At 60.8% G+C, this 20,997-nt stretch carries 20 protein-coding genes; 9 read left to right on the plus strand and 11 right to left on the minus strand.

All coding sequences use genetic code 11. The features are described from left to right. Positions 1 to 66 precede the first annotated feature (66 nt). The gene (locus tag PLANPX_RS00660; RefSeq protein ID WP_152096864.1) at positions 67 to 1,380 is read right to left on the minus strand and encodes an ATP-dependent 6-phosphofructokinase; all 1,314 of its coding nucleotides are present in this window, start codon (positions 1,378 to 1,380) and stop codon (positions 67 to 69) included. A gap of 219 nt (positions 1,381 to 1,599) precedes the next feature. Further along, positions 1,600 to 2,616 (minus strand): NAD-dependent epimerase/dehydratase family protein, encoded by a 1,017-nt coding sequence (locus tag PLANPX_RS00665; RefSeq protein WP_152096865.1) that lies wholly within the window; start codon positions 2,614 to 2,616, stop codon positions 1,600 to 1,602. A gap of 234 nt (positions 2,617 to 2,850) precedes the next feature. On the opposite strand from PLANPX_RS00665, the gene PLANPX_RS00670 reads away from it, so the two are divergent. After that, complete coding sequence (locus PLANPX_RS00670; RefSeq protein ID WP_152096866.1) at positions 2,851 to 4,017, plus strand: N-acetyltransferase; 1,167 nt, start codon at positions 2,851 to 2,853, stop codon at positions 4,015 to 4,017. Between the two features lie 41 nt (positions 4,018 to 4,058). Beyond that, positions 4,059 to 4,814 carry a hypothetical protein gene (locus PLANPX_RS00675; RefSeq protein WP_152096867.1) on the plus strand — a complete coding sequence of 252 codons (756 nt, stop codon included), beginning with the start codon at positions 4,059 to 4,061 and terminating at the stop codon, positions 4,812 to 4,814. A 77-nt stretch (positions 4,815 to 4,891) separates the two neighbouring features. On the opposite strand, the gene PLANPX_RS00680 is transcribed toward PLANPX_RS00675, so the two are convergent. After that, positions 4,892 to 5,728 carry a glycosyltransferase family 2 protein gene (locus PLANPX_RS00680; RefSeq protein ID WP_232536269.1) on the minus strand — a complete coding sequence of 279 codons (837 nt, stop codon included), beginning with the start codon at positions 5,726 to 5,728 and terminating at the stop codon, positions 4,892 to 4,894. A 569-nt stretch (positions 5,729 to 6,297) separates the two neighbouring features. Between PLANPX_RS00680 and rimI the strand changes: the two genes are divergently transcribed. Beyond that, complete coding sequence (gene rimI, locus PLANPX_RS00685; protein ID WP_152096868.1) at positions 6,298 to 6,819, plus strand: ribosomal protein S18-alanine N-acetyltransferase; 522 nt, start codon at positions 6,298 to 6,300, stop codon at positions 6,817 to 6,819. Between the two features lie 77 nt (positions 6,820 to 6,896). Here the strand turns inward: rimI and PLANPX_RS00690 are convergent, their stop codons facing one another. Further along, positions 6,897 to 7,877 carry a dockerin type I domain-containing protein gene (locus PLANPX_RS00690; protein WP_152096869.1) on the minus strand — a complete coding sequence of 327 codons (981 nt, stop codon included), beginning with the start codon at positions 7,875 to 7,877 and terminating at the stop codon, positions 6,897 to 6,899. 495 nt (positions 7,878 to 8,372) lie between these two features. Between PLANPX_RS00690 and PLANPX_RS00695 the strand changes: the two genes are divergently transcribed. From PLANPX_RS00695 to PLANPX_RS00705, 3 genes are all read left to right on the plus strand, one after another. Further along, positions 8,373 to 8,570, plus strand: a complete 198-nt coding sequence (locus PLANPX_RS00695; protein WP_152096870.1) for a cold-shock protein — start codon at positions 8,373 to 8,375, stop codon at positions 8,568 to 8,570. A gap of 189 nt (positions 8,571 to 8,759) precedes the next feature. Continuing rightward, the gene (locus PLANPX_RS00700) at positions 8,760 to 9,095 is read left to right on the plus strand and encodes a four helix bundle protein (RefSeq protein ID WP_198421828.1); all 336 of its coding nucleotides are present in this window, start codon (positions 8,760 to 8,762) and stop codon (positions 9,093 to 9,095) included. A gap of 58 nt (positions 9,096 to 9,153) precedes the next feature. Further along, positions 9,154 to 11,217: a thioredoxin domain-containing protein gene (locus PLANPX_RS00705; RefSeq protein WP_152096871.1), complete on the plus strand. Its 2,064-nt coding sequence runs from the start codon at positions 9,154 to 9,156 to the stop codon at positions 11,215 to 11,217. A 28-nt stretch (positions 11,218 to 11,245) separates the two neighbouring features. Here the strand turns inward: PLANPX_RS00705 and PLANPX_RS00710 are convergent, their stop codons facing one another. The 3 genes from PLANPX_RS00710 to PLANPX_RS00720 all read right to left on the minus strand — a co-directional run bounded on the left by PLANPX_RS00710 (position 11,246) and on the right by PLANPX_RS00720 (position 13,723). Further along, positions 11,246 to 12,595: a hypothetical protein gene (locus PLANPX_RS00710; protein ID WP_172991774.1), complete on the minus strand. Its 1,350-nt coding sequence runs from the start codon at positions 12,593 to 12,595 to the stop codon at positions 11,246 to 11,248. A 22-nt stretch (positions 12,596 to 12,617) separates the two neighbouring features. Continuing rightward, complete coding sequence (locus PLANPX_RS00715) at positions 12,618 to 13,028, minus strand: hypothetical protein (RefSeq protein ID WP_152096873.1); 411 nt, start codon at positions 13,026 to 13,028, stop codon at positions 12,618 to 12,620. A gap of 176 nt (positions 13,029 to 13,204) precedes the next feature. After that, on the minus strand, positions 13,205 to 13,723 hold the full coding sequence (locus tag PLANPX_RS00720) for an RNA polymerase sigma factor (RefSeq protein ID WP_152096874.1): 519 nt from the start codon (positions 13,721 to 13,723) through the stop codon (positions 13,205 to 13,207). 262 nt (positions 13,724 to 13,985) lie between these two features. Here PLANPX_RS00720 and PLANPX_RS00725 point away from each other — a divergent pair, with 262 nt between their 5' ends. Then, positions 13,986 to 15,218: an LL-diaminopimelate aminotransferase gene (locus tag PLANPX_RS00725; protein ID WP_152096875.1), complete on the plus strand. Its 1,233-nt coding sequence runs from the start codon at positions 13,986 to 13,988 to the stop codon at positions 15,216 to 15,218. Between the two features lie 30 nt (positions 15,219 to 15,248). On the opposite strand, the gene PLANPX_RS00730 is transcribed toward PLANPX_RS00725, so the two are convergent. Genes PLANPX_RS00730 through PLANPX_RS00740 form a run of 3 tightly spaced genes read right to left on the minus strand, consistent with a single transcriptional unit; the run spans position 15,249 to position 17,576 of the window. Further along, positions 15,249 to 16,058: an endonuclease/exonuclease/phosphatase family protein gene (locus PLANPX_RS00730; RefSeq protein ID WP_152096876.1), complete on the minus strand. Its 810-nt coding sequence runs from the start codon at positions 16,056 to 16,058 to the stop codon at positions 15,249 to 15,251. Next, entirely contained in the window at positions 16,055 to 16,321 is a 267-nt protein-coding gene (locus PLANPX_RS00735; protein WP_152096877.1) for a hypothetical protein, read from the minus strand. The genes PLANPX_RS00730 and PLANPX_RS00735 overlap by 4 nt, the downstream gene beginning before the upstream one ends. A 40-nt stretch (positions 16,322 to 16,361) precedes the next feature. After that, the gene (locus PLANPX_RS00740; RefSeq protein WP_152096878.1) at positions 16,362 to 17,576 is read right to left on the minus strand and encodes an acyltransferase family protein; all 1,215 of its coding nucleotides are present in this window, start codon (positions 17,574 to 17,576) and stop codon (positions 16,362 to 16,364) included. Between the two features lie 317 nt (positions 17,577 to 17,893). Here PLANPX_RS00740 and PLANPX_RS00745 point away from each other — a divergent pair, with 317 nt between their 5' ends. Beyond that, positions 17,894 to 19,273 (plus strand): APC family permease, encoded by a 1,380-nt coding sequence (locus PLANPX_RS00745; protein ID WP_152096879.1) that lies wholly within the window; start codon positions 17,894 to 17,896, stop codon positions 19,271 to 19,273. A gap of 163 nt (positions 19,274 to 19,436) precedes the next feature. After that, positions 19,437 to 20,093, plus strand: a complete 657-nt coding sequence (locus PLANPX_RS00750; protein ID WP_152096880.1) for a protocatechuate 3,4-dioxygenase — start codon at positions 19,437 to 19,439, stop codon at positions 20,091 to 20,093. A 74-nt stretch (positions 20,094 to 20,167) separates the two neighbouring features. Here the strand turns inward: PLANPX_RS00750 and PLANPX_RS00755 are convergent, their stop codons facing one another. Further along, positions 20,168 to 20,884 (minus strand): hypothetical protein, encoded by a 717-nt coding sequence (locus tag PLANPX_RS00755; RefSeq protein ID WP_152096881.1) that lies wholly within the window; start codon positions 20,882 to 20,884, stop codon positions 20,168 to 20,170. Positions 20,885 to 20,997: the final 113 nt, after the last annotated feature.

A 20,997-nucleotide genomic window follows, 5' to 3' on the forward strand; every position in this document is an offset into this window, starting at 1 on the left:
CACGCGCGACAATGCTCATCGGAATGGAAGCTCACCCCCGGGCGGAGCCCGGGGCTAGAAACACGGCTACCACTTCTCCTGGCCTGTCAGCGACAGAACGCTTGTCCAGAGTTCGCTTTCTGGATCGAGTCGCTTTTTCAGGCCTGTGGAAGTCGTCAGCGGGACGTGGATCAGGTGATTGTGCCACAGGCCAATCAGCAGGTCGGTGCGGCCCGACATTGCCGCATGGACCGCGGCCCGCGCGAAACGCTCGCAGAGCAACGAATCAACCGCCTCGGCCGGCAAGCTGCGGATAAGGTAGCTGGGGTCGAAATACTTCACTGAGGTCGGCACTCCCTCGGCCTTGAGGTACGACTCGATCTGCTCCTTCAGGAAGTAGCCGATATCTGCCAGGCGACGATTGCCGGAGGCGTCGGCGCCTGCGATTTCTTTGAGCAGATGTTGCCCTGCCCCTTCGGCGACGACGACAACCGCGTGCGAGCGGGCCTGAAGCCGCCGCTTTAGCTTCGCCAAGAAGCCATGCGGACCGTGGAGTTCCAGCGGCAGTTCCGGCACGAGGCAGAAGTTTGCTTCGCCGCTGGCGAGCACGGCCGTGGCGGTGATGAACCCGGCTTCGCGTCCCATCAGCTTCACGAGGCCGACGCCGTTGTCGACCGACTTAGCCTCGACGTGGGCGCGGTCGATCGCCACCTCTGCCTCGGCCACCGCGGTGGCGAAGCCGAAGGTGGTGTAACAGAACTCGATGTCGTTATCGATCGTCTTCGGGATGCCGACGACGGCGATTTTCAAACCGCGGCGGGCGACTTCCACCGCGATGGCGTGCGAACCTCGCTGGGTGCCGTCGCCGCCAATGCAAAACAGGATGTTGATTCCTTGGCTCACCAGGAAGTCGACGGTGGTATTAGCTTCTTGCGGGCCACGCGAGGTGCCGAGAATCGTTCCGCCGTGGTGGTGGATGTTCTCGACGACTTCGGGCGTCAGGCTCATCGGCGGCCGGCCGACGGCGGGGTTGAGCCCTTCGTAGCCAAAGCGAATGCCGACGACTTGCGGCACGCCGTAGTTGTGAATCAGCTCGAGGACGACGGTGCGGACGACGTTGTTGATCCCCGGCGACAGTCCGCCGCAGGTGACGATCGCCGCCTTTACTTTTGCGGGATCGAAAAAAATCTTCTGTCGCGGCCCAGCGTGTTCCAGCGATAGAGGGCAGATTGCTTCGCCGGTGCGGAAGCGGGGTTCGTACAGGATCCGCGCGTCGTCGAACGTAAAATCGCATCGCCCGTCGCCAGGAACCGTCGATAGTTGCAGCGGCGACTCGACGTTGCATTGCCCAAGCGAAGCGACGTCGAACTGCGACTGCGTGAAGTTGAGGTTCGGAGCCATGGTGCGTTGCGGGATTCGATAGAGGGAAAGATGCGAGCCCGCGAATCACGCGAATCTGCGCGAATGATTTTCATGGGGCAGTGGCAGCCCACTGTTGTCTTAGAGGAGCGTAACCCGCCTAGCGCCATCCGCCAAGCAAGTTTAGCGGATGCGATCGCTTCTAAATTCGCGTCAATTCGCGTGATTCGCGGGTAAATCGAATTTCAGCCACTACGACGCCTACAGCCACTTATGTTCGCGGTACCACGCCACCGTGTCCGCGAATTGCTCTTCCAGCGTTGCGGCTGGTCGATAACCGAGCGTCGTGCGAATCTTTTCGTCGGAGCAAACCCAGCCGCGAGCGGTTGCTTCGCGAACTTTGTCGAAGTTAATCAGGGCGGCGCGGCCGCGCACGCGGCCGACAGTCTCGCCGATGGCGCCCGCTACCCAGAAAATCGGGGTGGGCATCGGAATTGTCGCGACGCGCAAGTCGGCAGCGCGGGCGGCAAGCCGTCCCATTTCGCCGTAGGTCACGTCGCGCTCGGCGGCGACGTAATACTTTCCTTGTGAGGCGTTTGGCTGCCCATTTGCGAGCGTTGGGAGGCGTTCCCCGCGAGCGGCAATCCGGATGATTGCATCGCACAGATCGGCCGCGTAGATGAGCGACACAGGAAACCGGCGCACGCCAGGCGACAAATGGAGCGGCAGCTTCCGCAGCGTCCGGTAAAGGTGTAGGCCAGCGCGATCGGCGCGACCAAACACCATCGGCGGTCGGACGATCGAGACGGCCAACCGGTCGGCGTAGGTCGCCAGCATTTGCTCGGCGGCGAGCTTGCTGCGGCCGTAATTCGAAACGGGCCGTTCGGGCTCCGCCTCGGTGCGAGGGGCCTTCATCGTCCCTGTTCCGCCCGCAGCGAGCGAGCTGACCATGAGTAGGCCCGGCGGCGTCGGTTGTGCCGCGCACGCTTCGGCCAACCGGCGCGTTCCCTCGACGTTGTCTTCGAAATATTGGCTGGGCTTGAACGCTGCCGTGCGTCCCGCGACGTGGAAGACGTAATCGACCCCCCGCACCGCTCGGCGGAGGCTATCGGCGTCGCTGAGGCCTCCCTCGAACCGCTCAAACGGCAGGTTGCCGAGGAACTCAACCCGTGAAGTGGGGCGCAGCAGGCAGCGGACTTCCCAGCCGTCGCGAATTAGTCGCTGAGCGAGATTCGAGCCGACGAACCCGCTCGCTCCGGTGATTAGGCAGCGTGACATTTGAATAAGCTTCCCCAGCGTCGGCGAGAGAGGCGGCAATATATCAAAGGAACGGCCGATGTTAGAGCCGGCGGCGTGACGATGCTTCAGCCAGTCGTCGGGCCCGAATTGCCCTGTTTTACGGCGACCTGGCCGCCTGGGCAAACTTGACCGCCCCGCCTCGCGGCGTCTACAGTGACGGGCCACGCTTCCTGCCGCACCCGCGTTTATTCATCGATTATCGGCTCATCTGCCATGGCTCAATTGGAAGTCATTCGCGTCGCCTCTCGGGGTGAGCGGAAGCAATTCTTCGACCTGCCGTGGGACCTTTATCGGGGCGACCCGAATTGGATTCCGCCAATCCGGCTGGTGCAGAAGGAACTGCTCAACTTCAAGCGGCATCCGTTTTACGACGACGCTGAAATCCGCCACTTCTTGGCTCGCATCGACGGGAAGCCAGTCGGCCGGCTCGCGGCGATCATCAACCACGCGCACAACCGGCAGTACGACGAGAAGCGGGGCTTCTTCGGTTTCTTTGAGTCGATCGACGATCAAGAGGTCGCCAACAAGCTGTTCGATGCGGCTCTCGATTGGTTCGCCAGCGAAGGGATCGAAGCGGTCCGCGGTCCGGCCAACCCTTCGCTGAACTACGAGGTCGGGTTGTTGATCGAAGGATTCGACGATCCGCCGTGGTTCATGATGACCTACAACAAGCCGTACTACGGCCGGCTGATCGAGGGCTTTGGCTTCCGCAAGGCGCAAGACATGTACGCCTTTTGGGGGCATGTCGGTATGCTGAAGGAAGTTTCACAGAAGGTGAACGATCTGAGCCAGATCGTGATCGATCGCTTCGGGCTCGTTTGCCGGCCGATGAACGTCAAGCGATTTAATGAGGAGATCGCGACGTTCCTCGAGATCTACAACCGCTCGCTCGTCTCCACGTGGGGCTTCGTGCCGATGTCCGCGGGCGAGGTGAAAAAGCAGGCGGCCGGGATGAAGCAGATGATCGTCCCCGAACTAACGACGGTCGCTGAAGTCGACGGCAAACCAATCGGCACCATGTTCGGGCTGCTCGATTTCAATCCGCGCATCAAGGCGATCGACGGGAAGCTCTTCCCGTTCGGCTTCCTGAAGTTGCTCCGCAACAAGAAAGAACTCAAGCGGGTGCGGCTCATCAGCACGAACGTATTGCCGGAGTTCCAAAGCTGGGGCGTCGGCATCGCGCTGGTGTCGCGACTTGTCCCCGACGCCCTTGCTTGGGGCATTCAAGAAGCCGAGTTCTCTTGGGTGCTCGAGAGCAACGACTTGTCGTTTAAGACGCTGAAAAAGGGCGGCGCGAAAATCTCGAAGCAATATCGCGTCTACGATTTTGGCCCGCCTGATACGACGGCGAACGCGAAGTTCATGAAGCAGGAAGAGTAGATGCTCAACGCCCGAGTTCGCGTTTATTGGGAGGGCATTCGATGCGGATTGTAGCTGCTAGAGGTTTTGCAGACGGTGTTGATGAATCGAAGCGAATTGCAGTTGCAGATAGCATTGCAAGTGTCGTGGACGCTTTAGTGCCAGGAGATCCGCCATTTGGTGATCGCCCCATTCATCTCATTCATGGTGTCTCGCCGCTCGCTTTCTGGGCCGATGAGGATTTTTTTGGCTCAGTTTATCGCGTTCGGATTAGTTCTACCGGAACAAGATTTCAGCAGTTTGCTTACCAAGTGGCCCATGAGCTTGGTCACATTAAGTTCGGCCCCGCGCGCTCCAACGTTTTGTTGGAAATATTTGCTGAAATGGTTTCACTTGCCGCAATGAGAGGCGTGGGAGACGCCTGGCGTCAAAAGCCTCCCTATATTGATGGCACGGTAAATTGGATGCTAATGGCGACCACCGTGCCGTATATCCAGAATGCAGCGAGATTGGCTGCCGACAATCTTCCGCCATCCATCCGCTTGCGATTTACGGAAGCAAGTGTTGGTGAAAAGGCAAATCGTTTGGCGAGTATTCGCGCAGATGTTGAGAGGCTTCCGCTCATCGATGCGATCAGTCGTGCCTACCAGCAGGCATGGGCGCACCTTATTATTGATACAGAGCAGCCTCGCTGGAGCGACTTATTGGGGATTGGATTGCAGACGGATCCTCCGCCAAAGGTTAGTCTCAAATGTACAGATCAATTGCCACTTCGCTCTGCGGCGATTCCCAAATGGGTTCCCCGTTTTCTTCTTTAGGCTCAGGTCGTTTGGCTTCAGGTCGAACGTGATTGAGAGTGGGCTAAGGCGTTCACTGCTGCTGGTGCCTACGCCCATTACCACCGCCCGCCGTATTTCGCGATGCACCACATCGCGCTCACCGCGTCGCCCAGGCCGATCTTCTTCCCTTCGTCGAAGCTTCGCGGATCGTAGCTGATCGGCACTTCCATGATGCGATAGCCAAGCTGCGAAATCTTCGCGGTGATCTCTGGCTCGAAGCCGAAGCGGTTCTGCTCCAGATCGAGTTGGTCGAGCACTTCGCGGCGGAAGACCTTGTAGCAGGTTTCCATGTCAGTGAGCCGCTGGCCGGTAGCGAGGTTCGAAGCCTGCGTCAGCATCCAGTTGCCGAAGCGGTGCGTGCGCGACTTGTCCTGCGTTGCATTCTCCAGGAACCGCGAGCCGTAGACCACGTCGGCATCGCCCCGCTCGATCGGCGCCAGCAGTCGCGGCAAGTCGTTCGGGTTGTATTCGAGATCGGCGTCCTGCACGAGCACCACGTCGCCGCTCGCTTGCTGGAAGCCGGTGCGCAACGCGGCGCCTTTGCCGCGGTTGTAGCCGTGGAACAAGATCCGCACGTCGGCTTCGCGGGCTAGCTCGACGAGGATCTGCCGCGTGCCGTCCATGCTAAAGTCGTCGACCAGGATGATCTCCTGGTGAATGCCGACCGCCTGCACGCGGCGCACAAGTTCCACGACGGTGTCGCGTTCGTTGTAGACGGGAATCACCACCGACACGGCGAGCTTCGTGCGCTGAACGGGTTCAATTGCCGGGGCCCGCTCTAGTTCGTACGCGACGTTGAGCGTCTGTTCGGCGATCGCGAGGTTCGCCTCCATCCGCTGCAGGTAGCCAGCGTCGCGGGCGGGGGCAGCGAGCGTCGTACGCTCGGCATTCATCGTTGTGTCTGGCATGGGAGGCGGGGCGGGTCGGAGGGTGGAACGCCAGCGGCGGTTCCGGTGAGGATCTCTGCAAGCGAGGCAAGCTGGGGCGTCGGCAGAGGCGGCTTTGGAAGAATACCCCACAAATTCCCGCCATGCCGCGATCTCGGCGGCAATCGGCAGCCGCCCCTCAATTGGCGGGTTGGGTCTGACCGCGCCAGCCCGTAAAATCGGCGCTGCGACGTCGCCGTCGAGAGCCGCAGCGTTTGCAGTCATGTGGAACAGACGCGCCCGCAACCCCCATATCTGGGCGAAGTTTCGCGCTTGGCACTCTCGGAGCCTTTTGGTACTTTTTCGACTCGCTCAAAGGAGCGATGGACGCCAGCCGTGTCTGTCGAGACGAACAGCAATGTTCAACTCTCTCGACTGCTAGCAGGCGACAGCGAAGCACTCGATCAGCGCCGATCGCATGGATGCCGTTGGCCTGCCGTTAACACAACTCGACCTTGTCGCCGCGCGGGCGATGAGCAGTCAGATAGCCCGCGGAGCGCCCGATGAACGCCCGGCCGACATGGAAGGAGGCCTCGATGAGCGCCGATCCTCAGCAGCAAGTCCGTGTTCACATTCGGTGGATGATCCGCCGCGACATGGCCGAAGTGCTCGACATCGAACGTCACAGCTTCGAGTTCCCCTGGTTCGAAGAAGACTTTATCCGTTGCTTGCGTCAGCGCAATTGCATCGGCATGGTCGCCGAATGCGGCGAGCGCGTCGTCGGGTTCATGATCTATGAACTCCACAAGACGCGATTGCACATCCTGAACTTCGCCGTGGCTCCCGAGTTCCGTCGCCGCGGCGTCGGTCGGCAGATGATCGAGAAACTGCTCGGCAAGCTTTCGAGCCAACGCCGCGTTCGCATCACGCTGGAAGTTCGCGAGACGAATCTGCCGGCTCAGCTCTTCTTCAAGGTAGCCGGCTTCCGCGCCGTGACCGTGCTGCGGGCCTACTACGAAGATTCGCCGGAAGACGCCTACCTGATGCAGTACCGGCACGTTGAAGAGGAAGCGGCCTCGCAGTTGTCGGTGAATCGCATCGACCGCATGGCGGGCTGATCGAATAACCCGTTCGCTTGATCGTTCAACGAAATTCGGCCTGGTCACGTAAGCGATCAGGCCAAATTTTTTTCAGCTCAAGCGATCTGCTTGCGCTGGCGTCGCGTTGCCGCCACGGCGCCTAACGCAGCAGCACATGAGCCAATCGCTGCTGGTTCCGGTACTGCGGCGACAGCACTCGTAGCGACCGCTGGCGGTTGAACTCCGAAGTTGCGTTGCCAGATCAAAAAGTCGGCTCCGTCGACGCGGCCGTCGCCGTTCGCATCGCCATGATTTGGCGTTGCGCCCGTTTCGCGGCCGAAGCCGGTTTTCCATAGGGCGAGATCCGTGGCGTCGACGTCGCCGTCAAGTTGGAAGTCGCCCGGAATGCCGGCGAGCGCGAGGTAGAACGACGAGGTTGCGTTTACCGTTCCGGTGACCTTCATCTCGACCTCGGTGCCGTCGAGGTCGGCGATTTCGGTGACGTCGAACGGCAGCGACAATGCGGCGTTGATTCGCGTGAAGTATCCGCTGGTCGCGCCGGTAGTGAGAGTGAGCGCCCCCAATGTTCCTGGCGGCGAAGTCCCCGCGACCGGTTCCGCGGCGAGGTCGATCGTCTGGTTCGTACTGCCCGTCACGACGACGGAGCCTTGGTTCATCGTGACCAAGAACTGCGACGTGTCGATGCTGTAGACGACGCCGGGGCTTGCAGTGCGCGTCATCGTGCCGGGCGGCGTCGGCGTCGACACCTGGGCGGCCAGTCCGCTCGCGACCGCCTTGATCCCGAGGATCGGTGGAAAGCCGAGCGTTAGCGTATAATTGCCGCTCGGGGTGATCGTGCCGCTGTTCACTGTCACTTTGGCCGGCGTGCCGAACCCGTTGGCTCCAAAATCGAGCGTCACGTTCAGCGAACCGGTAAGGCTCTTCGTGTCGTCGTCGCTGAAACCGAACGCCGTGGCTTTGAGCTTTAAGTTCGACGTGGACGAGTTGATCGCGAACTGCGAGCCGATCGGGTAGGCGAACGCAGCCGGCGCTGCTGCGACTGCAACGCCGGCAACCAACAGTCGGATGAATCTCATTTCAGAGATCGTGGGCATCTTCGAACCTTTGCGAAAAAGAAGAGAACCGCCCACCGTCGGCGCAACCGGCACAGGCGTTAGATCAGGCGTTCGCCCGTCGCCCTAGTAGATCGTAGATTCGACCATCGTCGCTCGCAACGAAATTGGCGCGGGAGCGCCTTTTCCCCGAAAAAAGGCTGCTTTTTGAACGATAGGAGGCTGGAGATCGCTGGCAGCGACTGCGATTCCTCACGGCAATTTGTCTATACTTTTCCTGCGTCGCCGTCTACAATTAGCGACTTGGGGTCGTATCGAGTCAAACCCCCCGTGTTGTGTGTTAGATTCTTCCTCTCAGATCGCTCTCTGGCGACTGCCGCGGACGCTTCTCTTCAATCGCGGAAGACTTGGGTGCTCCTTTACTGTGGGATTGTCGCGCGTAGCTGCCAGGGTTTGGCGGAGACGAGGGCGCGGCCCGTTTGTTAGTTCTTTCGTTTCGTTTAGGGAGTTTCTGCGACTATGGCAGAAGGCACGATCAAGAAGTTGATTGCGGACAAGGGCTTTGGCTTCATCCAAGGCGAGAAGGGCGAGCTCTTCTTCCACCACTCCGCGGTTGAAAATGGCCAGTTCGACACCCTCCAAGAGGGTCAGTCGGTCAGCTACACCGAAGGCCGTGGCCCGAAGGGTCCCCGCGCCGATGCGGTCACGCCTCACTAATTAATTAGTGAATTGACTTAAAATTGACGAACGCCCCGGAAGGCCTCAAGCTTTCCGGGGCGTTTTTTTTTGACATGAAGCTGGAGTGGCAGGAGAGTATTCAATCGGAGGGCTGCGGAAATGACGAATGACGAAATCCGAATGACGAATGGGGATTGCGAGGCGTCGAGTCCTGGGCGAGTTTATGACTTGGAAGAGCGAACGGCGCAGTTCGCGGAGCAAGCGATTGATTTCGCGCTGACTTTCTCGCGTAGCCCGGTGGTGTCGCCGCTGCTGTCTCAGTTCGTTCGCGCCGCGACGAGTATTGGCGCCAACTACTGCGAGGCCGATGACGCTGAAAGTAAGAAAGACTTCCGCCACAAGATTGGGTTGTGCCGGAAAGAATCTCGCGAGACCAAGTACTGGGTACGTATGTTAGTGCGTGCGGATGCGTCAAAGCGAGAAGCGGCGAAGCCGCTATGGCAAGAAGCCCACGAACTAAATTTGATCTTCTCGAAGATTCGTCGCTCAACCCCGCCAAAGTAATGTTACGAATGCTCGCGGCATTCGTCATTCGGATTTCGTCATTCGTCATTATCTGAACATGCCAAACAAGCTCGCCAACGAATCGTCGCCCTACCTGCTCCAGCATAAGGACAACCCCGTCGATTGGCATCCATGGGGACCCGAGGCGCTTGAGCGCGCTCGCAACGAGCAGCGGCCGATCTTTCTTTCGATTGGTTACTCCGCTTGCCATTGGTGCCATGTGATGGAGCATGAGAGCTTCGAGGACAAGCAAATCGCGGCGATGATCAACGATCGGTTCGTCGCGATCAAAGTCGATCGCGAAGAGCGGCCCGATCTCGATCAGATCTACATGAACGCGACGCAGATGATGACCGGTCGCGGCGGTTGGCCGATGTCGGTCTTCCTCACGCCCGAGTTGAAGCCCTTCTACTGCGGCACGTATTTCCCGCCTTCGGCACGCGGCGGCATGCCGGGTTTCGACGACGTGCTGCGCGCCGTGTACGACGCCTGGCTCATGCGTCGCGGCGAAGTCGAGCAAATGGCCAACCAACTCACCGGCGAACTGAGTCGCGCCGGGCAAGCGACGGCGCCGGGCGAGTTGTCGCGCGACTTCATTGACGCCGCCGTTGGCCAGCTGACGAGCACGTTCGACTCTCGCTGGGGCGGTTTCGGGGGAGCGCCGAAGTTTCCGCACCCGATGGATCTGCAACTGCTGCTCCGCTTCTGGCATCGCACGGGGCACGCCTCGTCGCTGGAGATGGTGCGCACCACGCTCGACCGCATGGCCGCGGGCGGCATCTACGATCAGCTCGGCGGCGGCTTCGCACGGTACTCAGTCGATGCACGCTGGCTCGTGCCGCACTTTGAGAAGATGCTCTACGACAACGCCCTGCTGACGAGCGTCTACGTTGAGGCGTATCAGGCCACCGGGCATGTCGACTACGCTCGCATCGCGCACGAGACGATCGGCTACGTCCTTCGCGACATGACCGGCGCCGAGGGAGGTTTCTACAGCGCCGAGGACGCCGACAGCGAAGGCCACGAAGGAAAGTTCTACGTTTGGACGGCCGACGAAATCGATGAAGTGTTGGGCGACGACGCCGGTTCGACGTTCGGCCGCATTTACGACGTCACCGATGCGGGTAACTTCGAAGACTCGAACATTCTCAACTTGCCGAAGACGCTCGCTCAGTCAGCCGCGATTATGCGCCGCGACGAGGCGGAACTCGCGGCGGAACTCGCAGCTTCGCGGGCCAAGCTGTTCGCCGCTCGGGAAAAACGCGTTCATCCCGGCAAGGACGACAAAGTGATCGTCGCCTGGAACGGGCTCATGATTGACGCTCTCGCTCGCGCAGCGGCAGCGCTTGACGAACCCCGCTACGCCGCCGCGGCGGCGAAGGCGGCCGACTTTGTTCACACGAAGCTGCAGCGATCCGACGGTCGGTTGCTCCACACCTACCGCAACGGCGTCGCGAAGCTCGACGCTTACCTCGACGACTATGCGTGCTTGGCGAACGGACTCATCTCGCTCTACGAGGCGACGTTCGACGCAGCGCGACTGGCCGAAGCGGCGCGGTTGCTCGACATCGTGCTGGCGCACTTCGCCGATCCGCAGGCGGGCGGATTCTTCTATACCGCTGATGATCACGAACAGCTGATAGCCCGCAACAAAGACGCTACCGACGCGAGCGTTCCCAGCGCCAGCGGCATGGCCGCGTTTGCATTGGCCCGGCTAGGGAAACTCACCGGTGAGTCAAAATACATCGCCGCCGCGGAAGGAACGCTCACCGCAGCCGCCGGCCTGATGCAGCAGGCCCCCGCCGCGATGGGGCAAATGCTGCTCGCGCTCGACTTCCAACTTGGCCCGACGTTCGAAATGGTGCTGGCGGGCGACACAGGGTTCGAACTCGTCGCCAAGTCGGTGAAGGAGCTGCGGCGGCAGTTCATCCCGAACAAAGTCCTCGCGTGCGCCAACGCGAAGGCAGCCGACCAGTCGCCGCTGCTCGCGGCTCTTACTGCCGGCAAGGCGTCTGCTGCGGGTGAGCCAACGCTATACGTCTGCGAGGGATTTACTTGCCAAGAGCCGGCCAAGGGGGCGGCGGCGGTGGCGGAGGAAATTGAGCGGCTCAGTGCTCGCTAAAAATTCGGCTGATCCTCTCCGAAGCAAGTCATTCTAGCTGGTCGTCGCCCGAGTCCTTGTCGTCAGACTCCAGCTTTGGCGGACCTACGCCAAAATCTTTTGGCTTCGCGAACTCGCCACCGTCATCGACGCCATCTGTCCCAACCGAGTAAATGATCCAGCCACGATCGGTGTGTTTCGCGATCAGTGGTTTGCCTGTAAGCGGGTCGGCAATTTGCGCGGCAGGCAGGCCTAGCTCGGCTAGCCCGCTTGCCTCGCGTCCATGTTCGGCCTTGTAAAGCAGCAGTGAGTTGAATGCCCGCAACGAACGCAGCATTGCGGTGTTACGATCCTCGGCGCTGACCGCCGCTTCCATCGCAGGCATTAGTAAGTCGGCTAACACGCCATGGCCGGTCGGTTCCGCAAGCGAGCCGCCAGATTGGGTGTCGGATCTGAATTCATCCCAGCCTCCATCCGCCGCCTTCAATAGAGCGTCGTAGTGATCGGACGCCCCGAGGTAGTACTGCTTCATCGGCCAGCTGACCATACTGAAGTAGAACGGATTAACATCCTGTCCAGGCATGAGGTCGAACGTGTTCATCGCGTACCCTCGCTCGCTTCGTAGCATTCGAGCGAAGCGATGCGGGTCATCCTGCCGCGCTAGTTCCGTCTCAAGTTTCATCAGCACTTCGGGCGATGCGAGGCCCGTATTCAGCGCCTGGTAAAGCTCGTGAATCGCTACTCCACGAACAGCGATCGACACAAGGTAGCTGACAAGCAGAGGTTCCTCGTCGTGGAGTCGCGAGAGTCGTAGCAACGCGACGCCCTTCTCCACGGCGGCGTCAATCTCGCCCGCTTGAAGTAGCGTTCGGCATTGCCAAGCGACGTATCTTGCTGCCGCGCGGAAGTTCGACAGCCGATCAAGCATCTGTTCAAGGAACTCTTGATGGTTAACGGTGAAGTCGCCACGCGATGCGAATTGCTCGCAAGCAGCGGCGCGAGTTAGTTCTTGATCAATCAACGGATAGCTGTTGAGAATTGCACGCATTGCCTCTGCTTGCTCGGCAGTCGGTAGTTCGCCAAGAATCTCCGCCTTGTCGTAGGCCTTTCCGAGCGCCGTCTTGGCGTAGAATCGCCCATACTCCTTTGAGAACGCTTCGATCTGAGGGCGTATAGCTTCAATGTAGGCGGCGGCGTTTTCGCTGTTGGGGAGAGGAGCTGGAGCAAGGTCGGCGATGCTGGCAGGATCGCCCGCTGCACGGATCGCCTCGAGTCTTGCCTGCAATCTCGATTCGACCCGCCAAGCCATGACGCCGTTTGCCATAAGTAGCAGGCCAATGGTGATTGCAAACCCCAACGCAAGGCGTTTGAGTAACCGTTTGCTAGGAGTAAATCGCATTTCAATTCCGCCAGTTCTTGAGCTAAAGGTGCGATGGGTTCGCTTGCCGCTTCATTGCAGCATCGATCTCCGCGGTTTGTTCGGCGTTGAGCGTCCAGCCATTGATGAACGCTATCTGTCGAACAAATCGCCGCCCCGTCTCAGCATCCGTCGTTTCAGCGATAGCCACGGCGGTTTGCACGAGAGACTGTTGAGATGGAGCGACGGCCAGCGTCGAGCGACGCGGCGATTTGTGATCAAGGCCAAGCAAAAGATTTAGGCCGATTCCGATCGCAAGTAAAACGCTCGCCGATTGCAGCAACCGCCGATCCCATCGTGTCGCGCGTAATTCTCGCTTGGCTTGCGAGAGCACCTCGTCGCGCAGCGCCGCCGGCGCGGGGTAGCTCCCCTGCCCTAGGCGTTGCTCAAGAAGTTTTAGTTGATTGTCGTTCACAACTCTCGTCTCGGGTTCAATTCGAACCAAATGCTCGCTGTCTGCTTCGTCTATCGAAATAGCCGGACCGCCACGCGGTCCGGGCGGAGGCGCCGCATCGCTTGCCGCTTCAACCCGGACGGCGTGGCCGTCCGGCTAGCGGTTAGTGATTTTTTCCAAGATTCATCAAACACGCTTCACTCTTGCGAAAATTCTTTCGCTAGCCAACCTCGCAGCGACTCCAGTGCTCGTCGGTAGCGCGTCGCGACGGTTCCCGGTGGGCGCTGCGTCAGCTCCGCAATCTCGGCGAACGTCAGCCCCGAGTAACTTTTTAGTTCCACGATCTCGCGGTCGTCATCGTCCAGTCGCCGCAGCGCCGTGCGGAGCGCCTCAGTGTCGTCGGCCGCCTCCTCGTCGTCGGTGGCGGCCAGTCCTTCGGCAGCGACAGGTTCGGCCTTCCAGCCAGGAACCGACGCCGTACGAATGGCCTCGTTCCGCGCGATCTGAAACATATACGCGATCGGATTCTCGACGCGGCGAAATTGCCGACGGCTTTTCACCGCCCGCATGAACGCCGTTTGCACGACGTCGGCTGCAGCGTCGGCAGACCCCAGCCGGGCGACAGCGAACCGGTAGAGTCGATCGGCGCACGCGTCGTACAGCTCTGCGAAGGCAGAGTCGTCGCCGCGGGCCAAGCGGTCCGCCAAAGTTCGCATGCAGCCCTCCTCGTTCGGTCGTGACAACGGAATAGACCCGCAGAATGGCTCGGTTTATTCAGAATTCTTGGGGCTTCTCGCGAATAGAGGCAGTCGGCCCGGAACCCCTGACTCTGGCCCGGCAATCAGGGTAAAATCCGTCCGCGACGCTGAGGCGGCCCCTTCCGGCGGCTCGTTGAGCCGCGGCTACTTGGGGTTCGCCGCTGGGGCGAGCGTTCTTGCTCAATTTTCTACCGCATATCATCTTCGGCCAATCACTTTGATGTCTGATCCCTACTTCCAGCAGTTGTTCGCCGATCGCATCGGCGGGGCCCAGTACGGCAAGTCTGCCGCGATCTACAAGTTCGAGAAGATCAAGCGGGCCAAACGCCAAGCCTTGGCTGATCATCCCGAGCGGCAACTGCTCGACTTCGGCATCGGCGAAAACGACGGCATGGCCGACGAGCAAATCCGCCAGCGGATGGCCGAGGAGATCAACGTCCCTGCGAACCGTGGCTACGCCGACAATGGGACGCCGGTCTTCAAGGAAGCGGTCGCGCGGTTCATGCACCGCGAATACGGGGTCTCGCTCGATCCGACGACGCAGGTGAACCACTGCATTGGTTCGAAGTCGGGCCTCGCGATTTTCCCGGCATGCTTCATCAACCCGGGCGACGTCACGTTGATGACCGTCCCTGGCTACCCGGTGGCGGGGACGCACACGAGCTTTTACGGCGGTTCGGTTTACAAGCTGCCGCTGCTCGCTGAGAAAGACTTCCTGCCGGATCTCGACGGCATTCCCGCCGACGTTTGTGCGAAGGCGAAGATTCTTATCCTCTGCTTCCCGAACAGCCCGACCGGCAGAACGGCGCCGCCGGAGTATTACGAGCGGGCGATCGCTTTTGCCAAGAAACACAGCATCGTCATCCTGCAGGACGCGGCCCACGCACAGCTATCGTACGATCGGCCGCCGAACAGCTTCCTGTCGATTCCCGGCGCCATGGACGTCGGCGTCGAGATGCACTCGATGTCGAAGGGTTTCGACATGATCGGCTGGCGGCTCGGTTGGCTCTGCGGCAATCCGCTGTTGGTGAAGGCGTTCGCGGAAACGAAGGACAACTTTGATAGCGGGCAGTTCCTCGCGATCCAGCGCGCGGCGATCGCGGGGCTGGATGATCCGGAAATTCCGAAGCGGATTCGCGCGAAGTACAAGCGTCGGCTGGAGAAGCTCGTCGCCGTGCTCAAGCGGTGCGGATTCAAGTGCGAGATGCCGGGCGGCACCTACTTCCTCTACACGCCTTCGCCGAAGGGATTGGCCGATGGCCCCGCGTTCGAGAACGCGGAAGCGTGCAGCCAGTACCTCATCACGCAGCAGTCGATCTGCACCGTCCCGTGGGACGATGCGGGCTCGTTCCTGCGGTTCAGCGTGACGTACGAAGCGGTCGACGAAGCGGCGGAAGATGCGCTGATGGCCGAGACGGAGTCGCGGCTGAAAGGCATCAAGCCAATCTTCTAGCCACGGGTCAACGACCCGCCGGAGCGGCGCTTAATCGGCTGTGGTTTGTTTTGCATTCTTCCGCCGCAGCACCGCCATCATGCCACGGTGGTCGGACGCTACCGGTTCGTCGAGGACTCGCGTTTCGACGACTTCCCACTCGTCCGCGGGGCGGAACTGGATGTAGTCAATTTGCTTATCGGGCTTCGCCGACGGGAACGTGAATGCCGGTTCCGAATTGCTGCGGCTCCAAGTTTTGGCGAACGTTTTCATCACGCGGCTGTCAGGCGTTGCGTTCAGGTCGCCGACCAGAATCATCGGCTTGCCGGCGCGCTTCGCGGCGAGGTCTTCGATTGTCTTGATCGATTCCATCCGCTCGTGATCGTCGGGGCGATAGTCGAGATGCGTGCACACAAATAGCAGCGAATCGTCCCCATCGCCAACTTCGACTTCGAGAGCGCCGCGCTGCTCGCCTTTGTAGTCGGAGGGCAGCTTGTGGTTTTCATGCCGCACGATCGGCAGCCGACTGAGGATGGCGTTGCCGTACTGGCCGCCGTCGTGGTCGATGTTTTTCTCGAAGATGTGCGTCATGCCAGTGAGCCGGGCAAGTTCCGCGGGCTCGTCGGTGCCTTGCGAACGCCGGCAGCCTTGGTCGACTTCGTTGAGGCCGACGAGGTCGGGCTTCTCGGCGTTGATGATGGCTGCGATCCGCTTCAGGTCGAGCTTGCCGTCGGTCCCTTCGCCGTGGTGGATGTTGTAGGTAACGACGCGGATTTCCGGCGGCAGTTCAGCGCGAACGGCGGTTCGGTGTGAAATGCCAAACGCCGTCAGGACGAACAAGCAGCGAACGATCGACTTCAAGATGCAGACTCCGAGTTATTGGAACGTTGTCGTTTTGCCCTAGTAGCTCTGATAGCGGCGACAATAACGCCAACCAGGCCCAGCAAGGCGCCGATGAGGGCGCCTCCCATCACGTACTCCAACCCCTCGTATAAATGAGGGTTAGGGTGAGGGTTGATCGAACGGGCGACGATGCTGCCAAGCATCATCCCGGCGCCGCCGACGATGACCATCGCCAGCAGCGCTGCAGCGACATATTTGAGCAGCACGAGAATGGTACGCATGCGTCGCCTCTCGATTGCCGTCGCGTCAGCCCCGCATTACTTACACCCGCACCGACCAACCGCGGCGGGCCATTCCCCATAGGATAATCCACCAGAAGGCAACCGTCCCCGCAGCGAATAGGAACGAGGCCAATTTCGGGTCGGCGATGTGGTCGGTAATCAGTTCTTTGTAAATCCAGCCTTTCGCGCTGGTCGTCTCGATTGTTCCGTCAGCCGCCGTCACCTTCGCGCTGATGGCGCCGAGGAGTTGGCTCAGCAGCCCCGAGCCGACAAAGATGAAAATCGCGTTGATGCCGACGATCTCGAACGGCCGCGCGAGCTTGCGGTAGCCAGCGACGTCGAATAGGCCGAGGCAGAGTCCGAGTCCGATCGTGCCGACGCCGCTTGTGAACAGCACGAAGCTACTGGTCCAGAGCTTCTTGTTGATGGGAAAGACTTCACCCCAGGCGAGCCCGATCGCGGCCATGATGGCGCCGATGATGGCGAGCCGGCCGACGGTTCCCCAATTGGCGCCGTAGCGCATGATCGCCAAGCCGACCCAGTAGCCGAGCAGCGTGTTGACGATCGCCGGCAGCGTGCTGAGCAGGCCTTCGGGTTCGGTCTTCTCGCTCTTGGCCTGCGTATACATGTGGTTGCCGCCGAGGACCGCGATGTCGACGACACGAACGACATTCCCCTCCGGCGTCAGTCGCGTTTGGTAGTCGCTTCCCGAGGGAAGCGATGCGAGCAACCCCCAGTAGCCCAGCAGCAAGGCGGCGCCGATGACGACCTGCGTGCGAAGCCCCGTGTGGAGCACGAGCAGCGACGCTGCGAGATACACGAGCGCGATCCGCTGCAGTACGCCGAGGATTCTGAAGGTGTCGAAGTGGAACGCTTCGTAGCTGAACGCCACGTCTTCGCGGAAGGCGATCGAGAGAAATCGCCCGAACAGAACGCTAAACAATCCCAGGCCGAAGAGTAGAATCGTCCGCCGAATGATGCGGGTGTAAACCGCCGGGTCGATCGCGGCGCCTTCTCGATACTTTTTCATCGAGTAGGCGAGCGACGTCCCCATGATGAAGAGGAAGAGCGGAAAGATCCAATCGGTCGGCGTCCAACCATGCCATGCGGCGTGATCGAGCGGAGCGTAGCGCTCGCCCGCCGCCCACGAGCCAGGATTGTTGGCCATCACCATGCCAATGACGGTCATACCGCGGAAGGCGTCGAGTGACAGAAGTCGTGGCGGCTTGGTCGCTGTTGGAGAATCGTTGGACATAGGTTGCTGCGATGCGGGTTCGGAAAGATTAACCGCCAAGGACGCCAAGGAAATGCAAAACAGTAGAACCTCCGATGGACGCAGGTTAACGCGAGTTATTTTTTATCGACATCGATTCGCGTTCATCCGCGGTTCTTGTTCTCTTTGTATTTCGTAGTGCTCTTTGCGCCGTCGCGGTTCACATTTGTATGATTTTTTAGCCCTTCAGAGCCCGGTGAATCAGCTGGTGGCTCCCCCTGTCATACGATGTTGCGACGCCGCTTTCCACTGTTAATTTTGGCTACCTGCGGTAGGTTGTGGCGATCGAGATCACCTGCATGAATGACGCATCGCCAAACGAACCGAATGCCAACGCCGCCCTGCGGCTGGGTTTGTGGGACGCCGTCAGTTTGGTGATCGGCATTGTCGTCGGGACCTCGATTTTTCGCACGGCGCCGGAAGTCTTTCAGAATACCGCGGGCCCCTGGTCGGCGCTGGGGGCGTGGACGCTGGGGGGGCTGCTGTCGATTGTCGGCGCCCTGTGCTACGCCGAACTGGCCACGACCTACACGCGGGCTGGCGGTGATTACGAGTATCTCACCCGCGCGTTCGGAGCGTGGGCTGGTTTTCTGTTCGGCTGGACGCAACTGACGGCGGTCCTCACCAGCAGCATCGGGACGATGGCCTACACGTTTGCCGACTACGGCGTGCGTTTGTTTGGGCTGGGCGATGCGGCGGGTGTGTGGCTGGCGACGACCCCGATCGTCGGGGCGACGATTCTCAATGCGCTGGGGACTACGCTTGGCAAGTCGACGCAGAATGTTTGTACCGTGGCGAAGGTGCTGGGATTGATTGGCGTAGTGGCGGCGGGAGTCGCGTGTGCGGATTGGGGGAATCTAGCTCCGGCGGAGTCGACGCCGACTGCATCGCCGTCGTCGATCTCCTTCGGCTTGGCGATGGTGTTCGTCCTCTACGCCTACGGTGGTTGGAACGATGCGGCATTCGTGGCGGCGGAGGTGCGCGATCGGCGGCGGAACTTGCCGCTCGCGCTCATTGGCGGCGTGCTGGGCGTGACGGCCGTTTACCTTGCCGTGAACGTTGCCTATCTCGCGGGGCTTGGGTTCGATAACGCTCGTGCGACGCGCACTCCCGCGACCGACGTCATCGAAGCAGCGATCGGCAGTGTTGGCGGTAGCTTGGCCAGTATTCTGGTGATGATCTCGGCACTGGGCGCCATCAACGGCATGGTGCTGGTCGGTTCGCGGGTCTACGCGGCGGCAGGCGCCGACCATCGGTCGCTGCGGTGGCTCAGCGGCTGGGACGCCGAACGGGGCGCCCCGCGGGCGGCGCTCATTGCTCAGGCGGTGGTCGCGCTGGCGATGGTCTTCGCGGTGAACAGGATCAACCCCGGCGATGGCTTTGGCACGTTGCTGGCCGCGACGGCGCCGGTGTTTTGGTCGTTCCTGATGGGCACCGGGGCGTCGGTGATCGTGCTCCGCTGGCGCGATCCGTTGCGAGAGCGTCCGTTCGCCGTGCCGTTTTATCCGTTGCCGCCGCTCGTTTTTTGCGCGACGTGCGGTTACATGCTGTGGAGTAGTCTGACGTACGCACTGTCGATTTCGCCCTGGCTGCCGCTCATGGGGGCGGGGCCGGTGGCGGTGGGGCTGGTGGTTTATTTGGCGACGCCGCGGGGGCATGCATCGCGATTCGCGGATTAATGCTTTTGATCGTGTTCAGCTCGCTCCCGGCAGCGCCCGCCGCTTGTTACAAACCCGTGAAACTCTTCCCATCCGTCCGGGGTTATAATCTCATCGCCTGACAAGCATTGGCCGCAACGCGGCGACTCGCCCCATTGGGCTACCCTTTCGCGGAGTTCGTTTCATGTCGTCTTCTCCTCTCTCTCGTCGCGACTTCGCCCGTGGCATCGCCTTCGGTGCGGCCGCACTCTCCGCTCCCGGCGCCTTCGCCGAAGCCCTCACCCTCACGCCTCGGCAAACCGAGGGGCCGTTCTACCCTGACCATTTGCCGCTCGACACCGACAACGACCTCTTGATCATCAACGACAGCATCGATCCGGCGATCGGAGACATTACGCATCTCACCGGGCGGATCCTCGATGCCGATGGCAACCCGTTGCGGAACGCGCTCGTCGAGATCTGGCAAGTCGACGGCAACGGCGTCTACCTTCACAGCGGCAGCGACGGCGAGAAACGTGACGCGAACTTCCAGGGTTACGGTCGGTTCACCACCGGTTCGACGGGCGAGTATTACTTCCGCACGGTGAAGCCAGTCCCCTACCCTGGCCGGACGCCGCACATCCACTACGCGATCAGCCAGAATGGCAAACGGCTCCTCACGACGCAGCTTTACGTGCGCGGCGAGAAGGGGAACGACCGCGACGGCGTGCTGCGCGGCATTCGCGACGAGAAGCAACGCGAATCGGTGCTGATCGACTTCAAGCCGCTGGAGGGATCGAAGATCGGCGAACTGACCGCTGATTTTCCGATCGTGCTCGGCATCACGCCGGAAGACGCCTGATTGCTGCTGAGCTTGTCGACGTTCAGGAGTTGAAACGGAGTTCAAAGCCACCGGCTCCGCCGGTGGCTTCTGTCTTAGATGGCGGTGTCGAGCAACTGGTACCCGTAAACGGCCAGCGCCACGGTCCAGCCGATATAGGCGACGAACGCAGGGCTCGAGAGCAGAAGCAGTGGGAGATCCTTGAGGGATTCCAACGGGTTACGGCCCGACACGGCCCGCACCGTCTCGACGATCGCGTGGAAGCCCGGAGAGCCAGGAGTCGGCACGAGCAGGTAAACGCCGTACTTTGCGGAAAGAAGGGCCAAAGCGATTAAGGGGGATTCCTGCCACTTGGTCACGTAATGCGACAGGAGTTCAACGCCCAGCGAATTGGGGCGGAGCGCCCCGAGGTAGATTTGCGGCAGCGCGGTGATTGCGTCTAAATAGAGGTTATCCCCCAGTACGATCCAGGCAAACGCCAAGAATCCACAGGGCGGACTCAGCGCAAATAGAATTCGGCAGAGTGGATGCAGCTCGTCTGCGAAGACGATTCGCCCCTTCACCTGTTGAGCGCATGCCGGCGAGACGTGGGCCCGTTCGAGGAACCGCACCCCGGAACCGAGTGGCAAAAGGCGGAGGAAGAACGCCATTCCCCGCCAGCTAAATGCCGTGATCGACGGTCCCTGATGCAGCGTGATCGTCACAGGCCGGAGTCGCATCGTCCAGCCGACTGCGACCACGATGGCGACAAATGCGACGTTCATCGCCGCCAACGATGCCCCGATGGCGAACAACGCAGAAGCGGCTGCCATGAGGATTTGTCTGTATAAAGGTGGGTAATGTGACTATTTGGCAAGGTTCGTATTAGGCAGACCGCCCCCCGCGTCGTCAACCCCCACATTGAGACACGTGTGCGCGATTACGG

The sequence above is a fragment of the Lacipirellula parvula genome (assembly GCF_009177095.1).
Taxonomy (GTDB): domain Bacteria; phylum Planctomycetota; class Planctomycetia; order Pirellulales; family Lacipirellulaceae; genus Lacipirellula; species Lacipirellula parvula.

Excerpts from the sequence above, each read along its gene's own strand:
- PLANPX_RS00705 (WP_152096871.1), top strand. The coding sequence starts at position 9,154 with ATGCCAAACAAGCTCGCCAACGAATCGTCGCCCTACCTGCTCCAGCAT.
- PLANPX_RS00695 (WP_152096870.1), top strand. The coding sequence starts at position 8,373 with ATGGCAGAAGGCACGATCAAGAAGTTGATTGCGGACAAGGGCTTTGGC.
- PLANPX_RS00710 (WP_172991774.1), bottom strand. The coding sequence starts at position 12,595 with ATGCGATTTACTCCTAGCAAACGGTTACTCAAACGCCTTGCGTTGGGG.
- PLANPX_RS00670 (WP_152096866.1), top strand. The coding sequence starts at position 2,851 with ATGGCTCAATTGGAAGTCATTCGCGTCGCCTCTCGGGGTGAGCGGAAG.
- rimI (WP_152096868.1), top strand. The coding sequence starts at position 6,298 with ATGAGCGCCGATCCTCAGCAGCAAGTCCGTGTTCACATTCGGTGGATG.
- PLANPX_RS00725 (WP_152096875.1), top strand. The coding sequence starts at position 13,986 with ATGTCTGATCCCTACTTCCAGCAGTTGTTCGCCGATCGCATCGGCGGG.
- PLANPX_RS00755 (WP_152096881.1), bottom strand. The coding sequence starts at position 20,884 with ATGGCAGCCGCTTCTGCGTTGTTCGCCATCGGGGCATCGTTGGCGGCG.
- PLANPX_RS00680 (WP_232536269.1), bottom strand. The coding sequence starts at position 5,728 with ATGAATGCCGAGCGTACGACGCTCGCTGCCCCCGCCCGCGACGCTGGC.
- PLANPX_RS00745 (WP_152096879.1), top strand. The coding sequence starts at position 17,894 with ATGAATGACGCATCGCCAAACGAACCGAATGCCAACGCCGCCCTGCGG.
- PLANPX_RS00720 (WP_152096874.1), bottom strand. The coding sequence starts at position 13,723 with ATGCGAACTTTGGCGGACCGCTTGGCCCGCGGCGACGACTCTGCCTTC.
- PLANPX_RS00660 (WP_152096864.1), bottom strand. The coding sequence starts at position 1,380 with ATGGCTCCGAACCTCAACTTCACGCAGTCGCAGTTCGACGTCGCTTCG.
- PLANPX_RS00735 (WP_152096877.1), bottom strand. The coding sequence starts at position 16,321 with ATGCGTACCATTCTCGTGCTGCTCAAATATGTCGCTGCAGCGCTGCTG.
- PLANPX_RS00675 (WP_152096867.1), top strand. The coding sequence starts at position 4,059 with ATGCGGATTGTAGCTGCTAGAGGTTTTGCAGACGGTGTTGATGAATCG.
- PLANPX_RS00690 (WP_152096869.1), bottom strand. The coding sequence starts at position 7,877 with ATGAGATTCATCCGACTGTTGGTTGCCGGCGTTGCAGTCGCAGCAGCG.
- PLANPX_RS00750 (WP_152096880.1), top strand. The coding sequence starts at position 19,437 with ATGTCGTCTTCTCCTCTCTCTCGTCGCGACTTCGCCCGTGGCATCGCC.
- PLANPX_RS00665 (WP_152096865.1), bottom strand. The coding sequence starts at position 2,616 with ATGTCACGCTGCCTAATCACCGGAGCGAGCGGGTTCGTCGGCTCGAAT.
- PLANPX_RS00740 (WP_152096878.1), bottom strand. The coding sequence starts at position 17,576 with ATGTCCAACGATTCTCCAACAGCGACCAAGCCGCCACGACTTCTGTCA.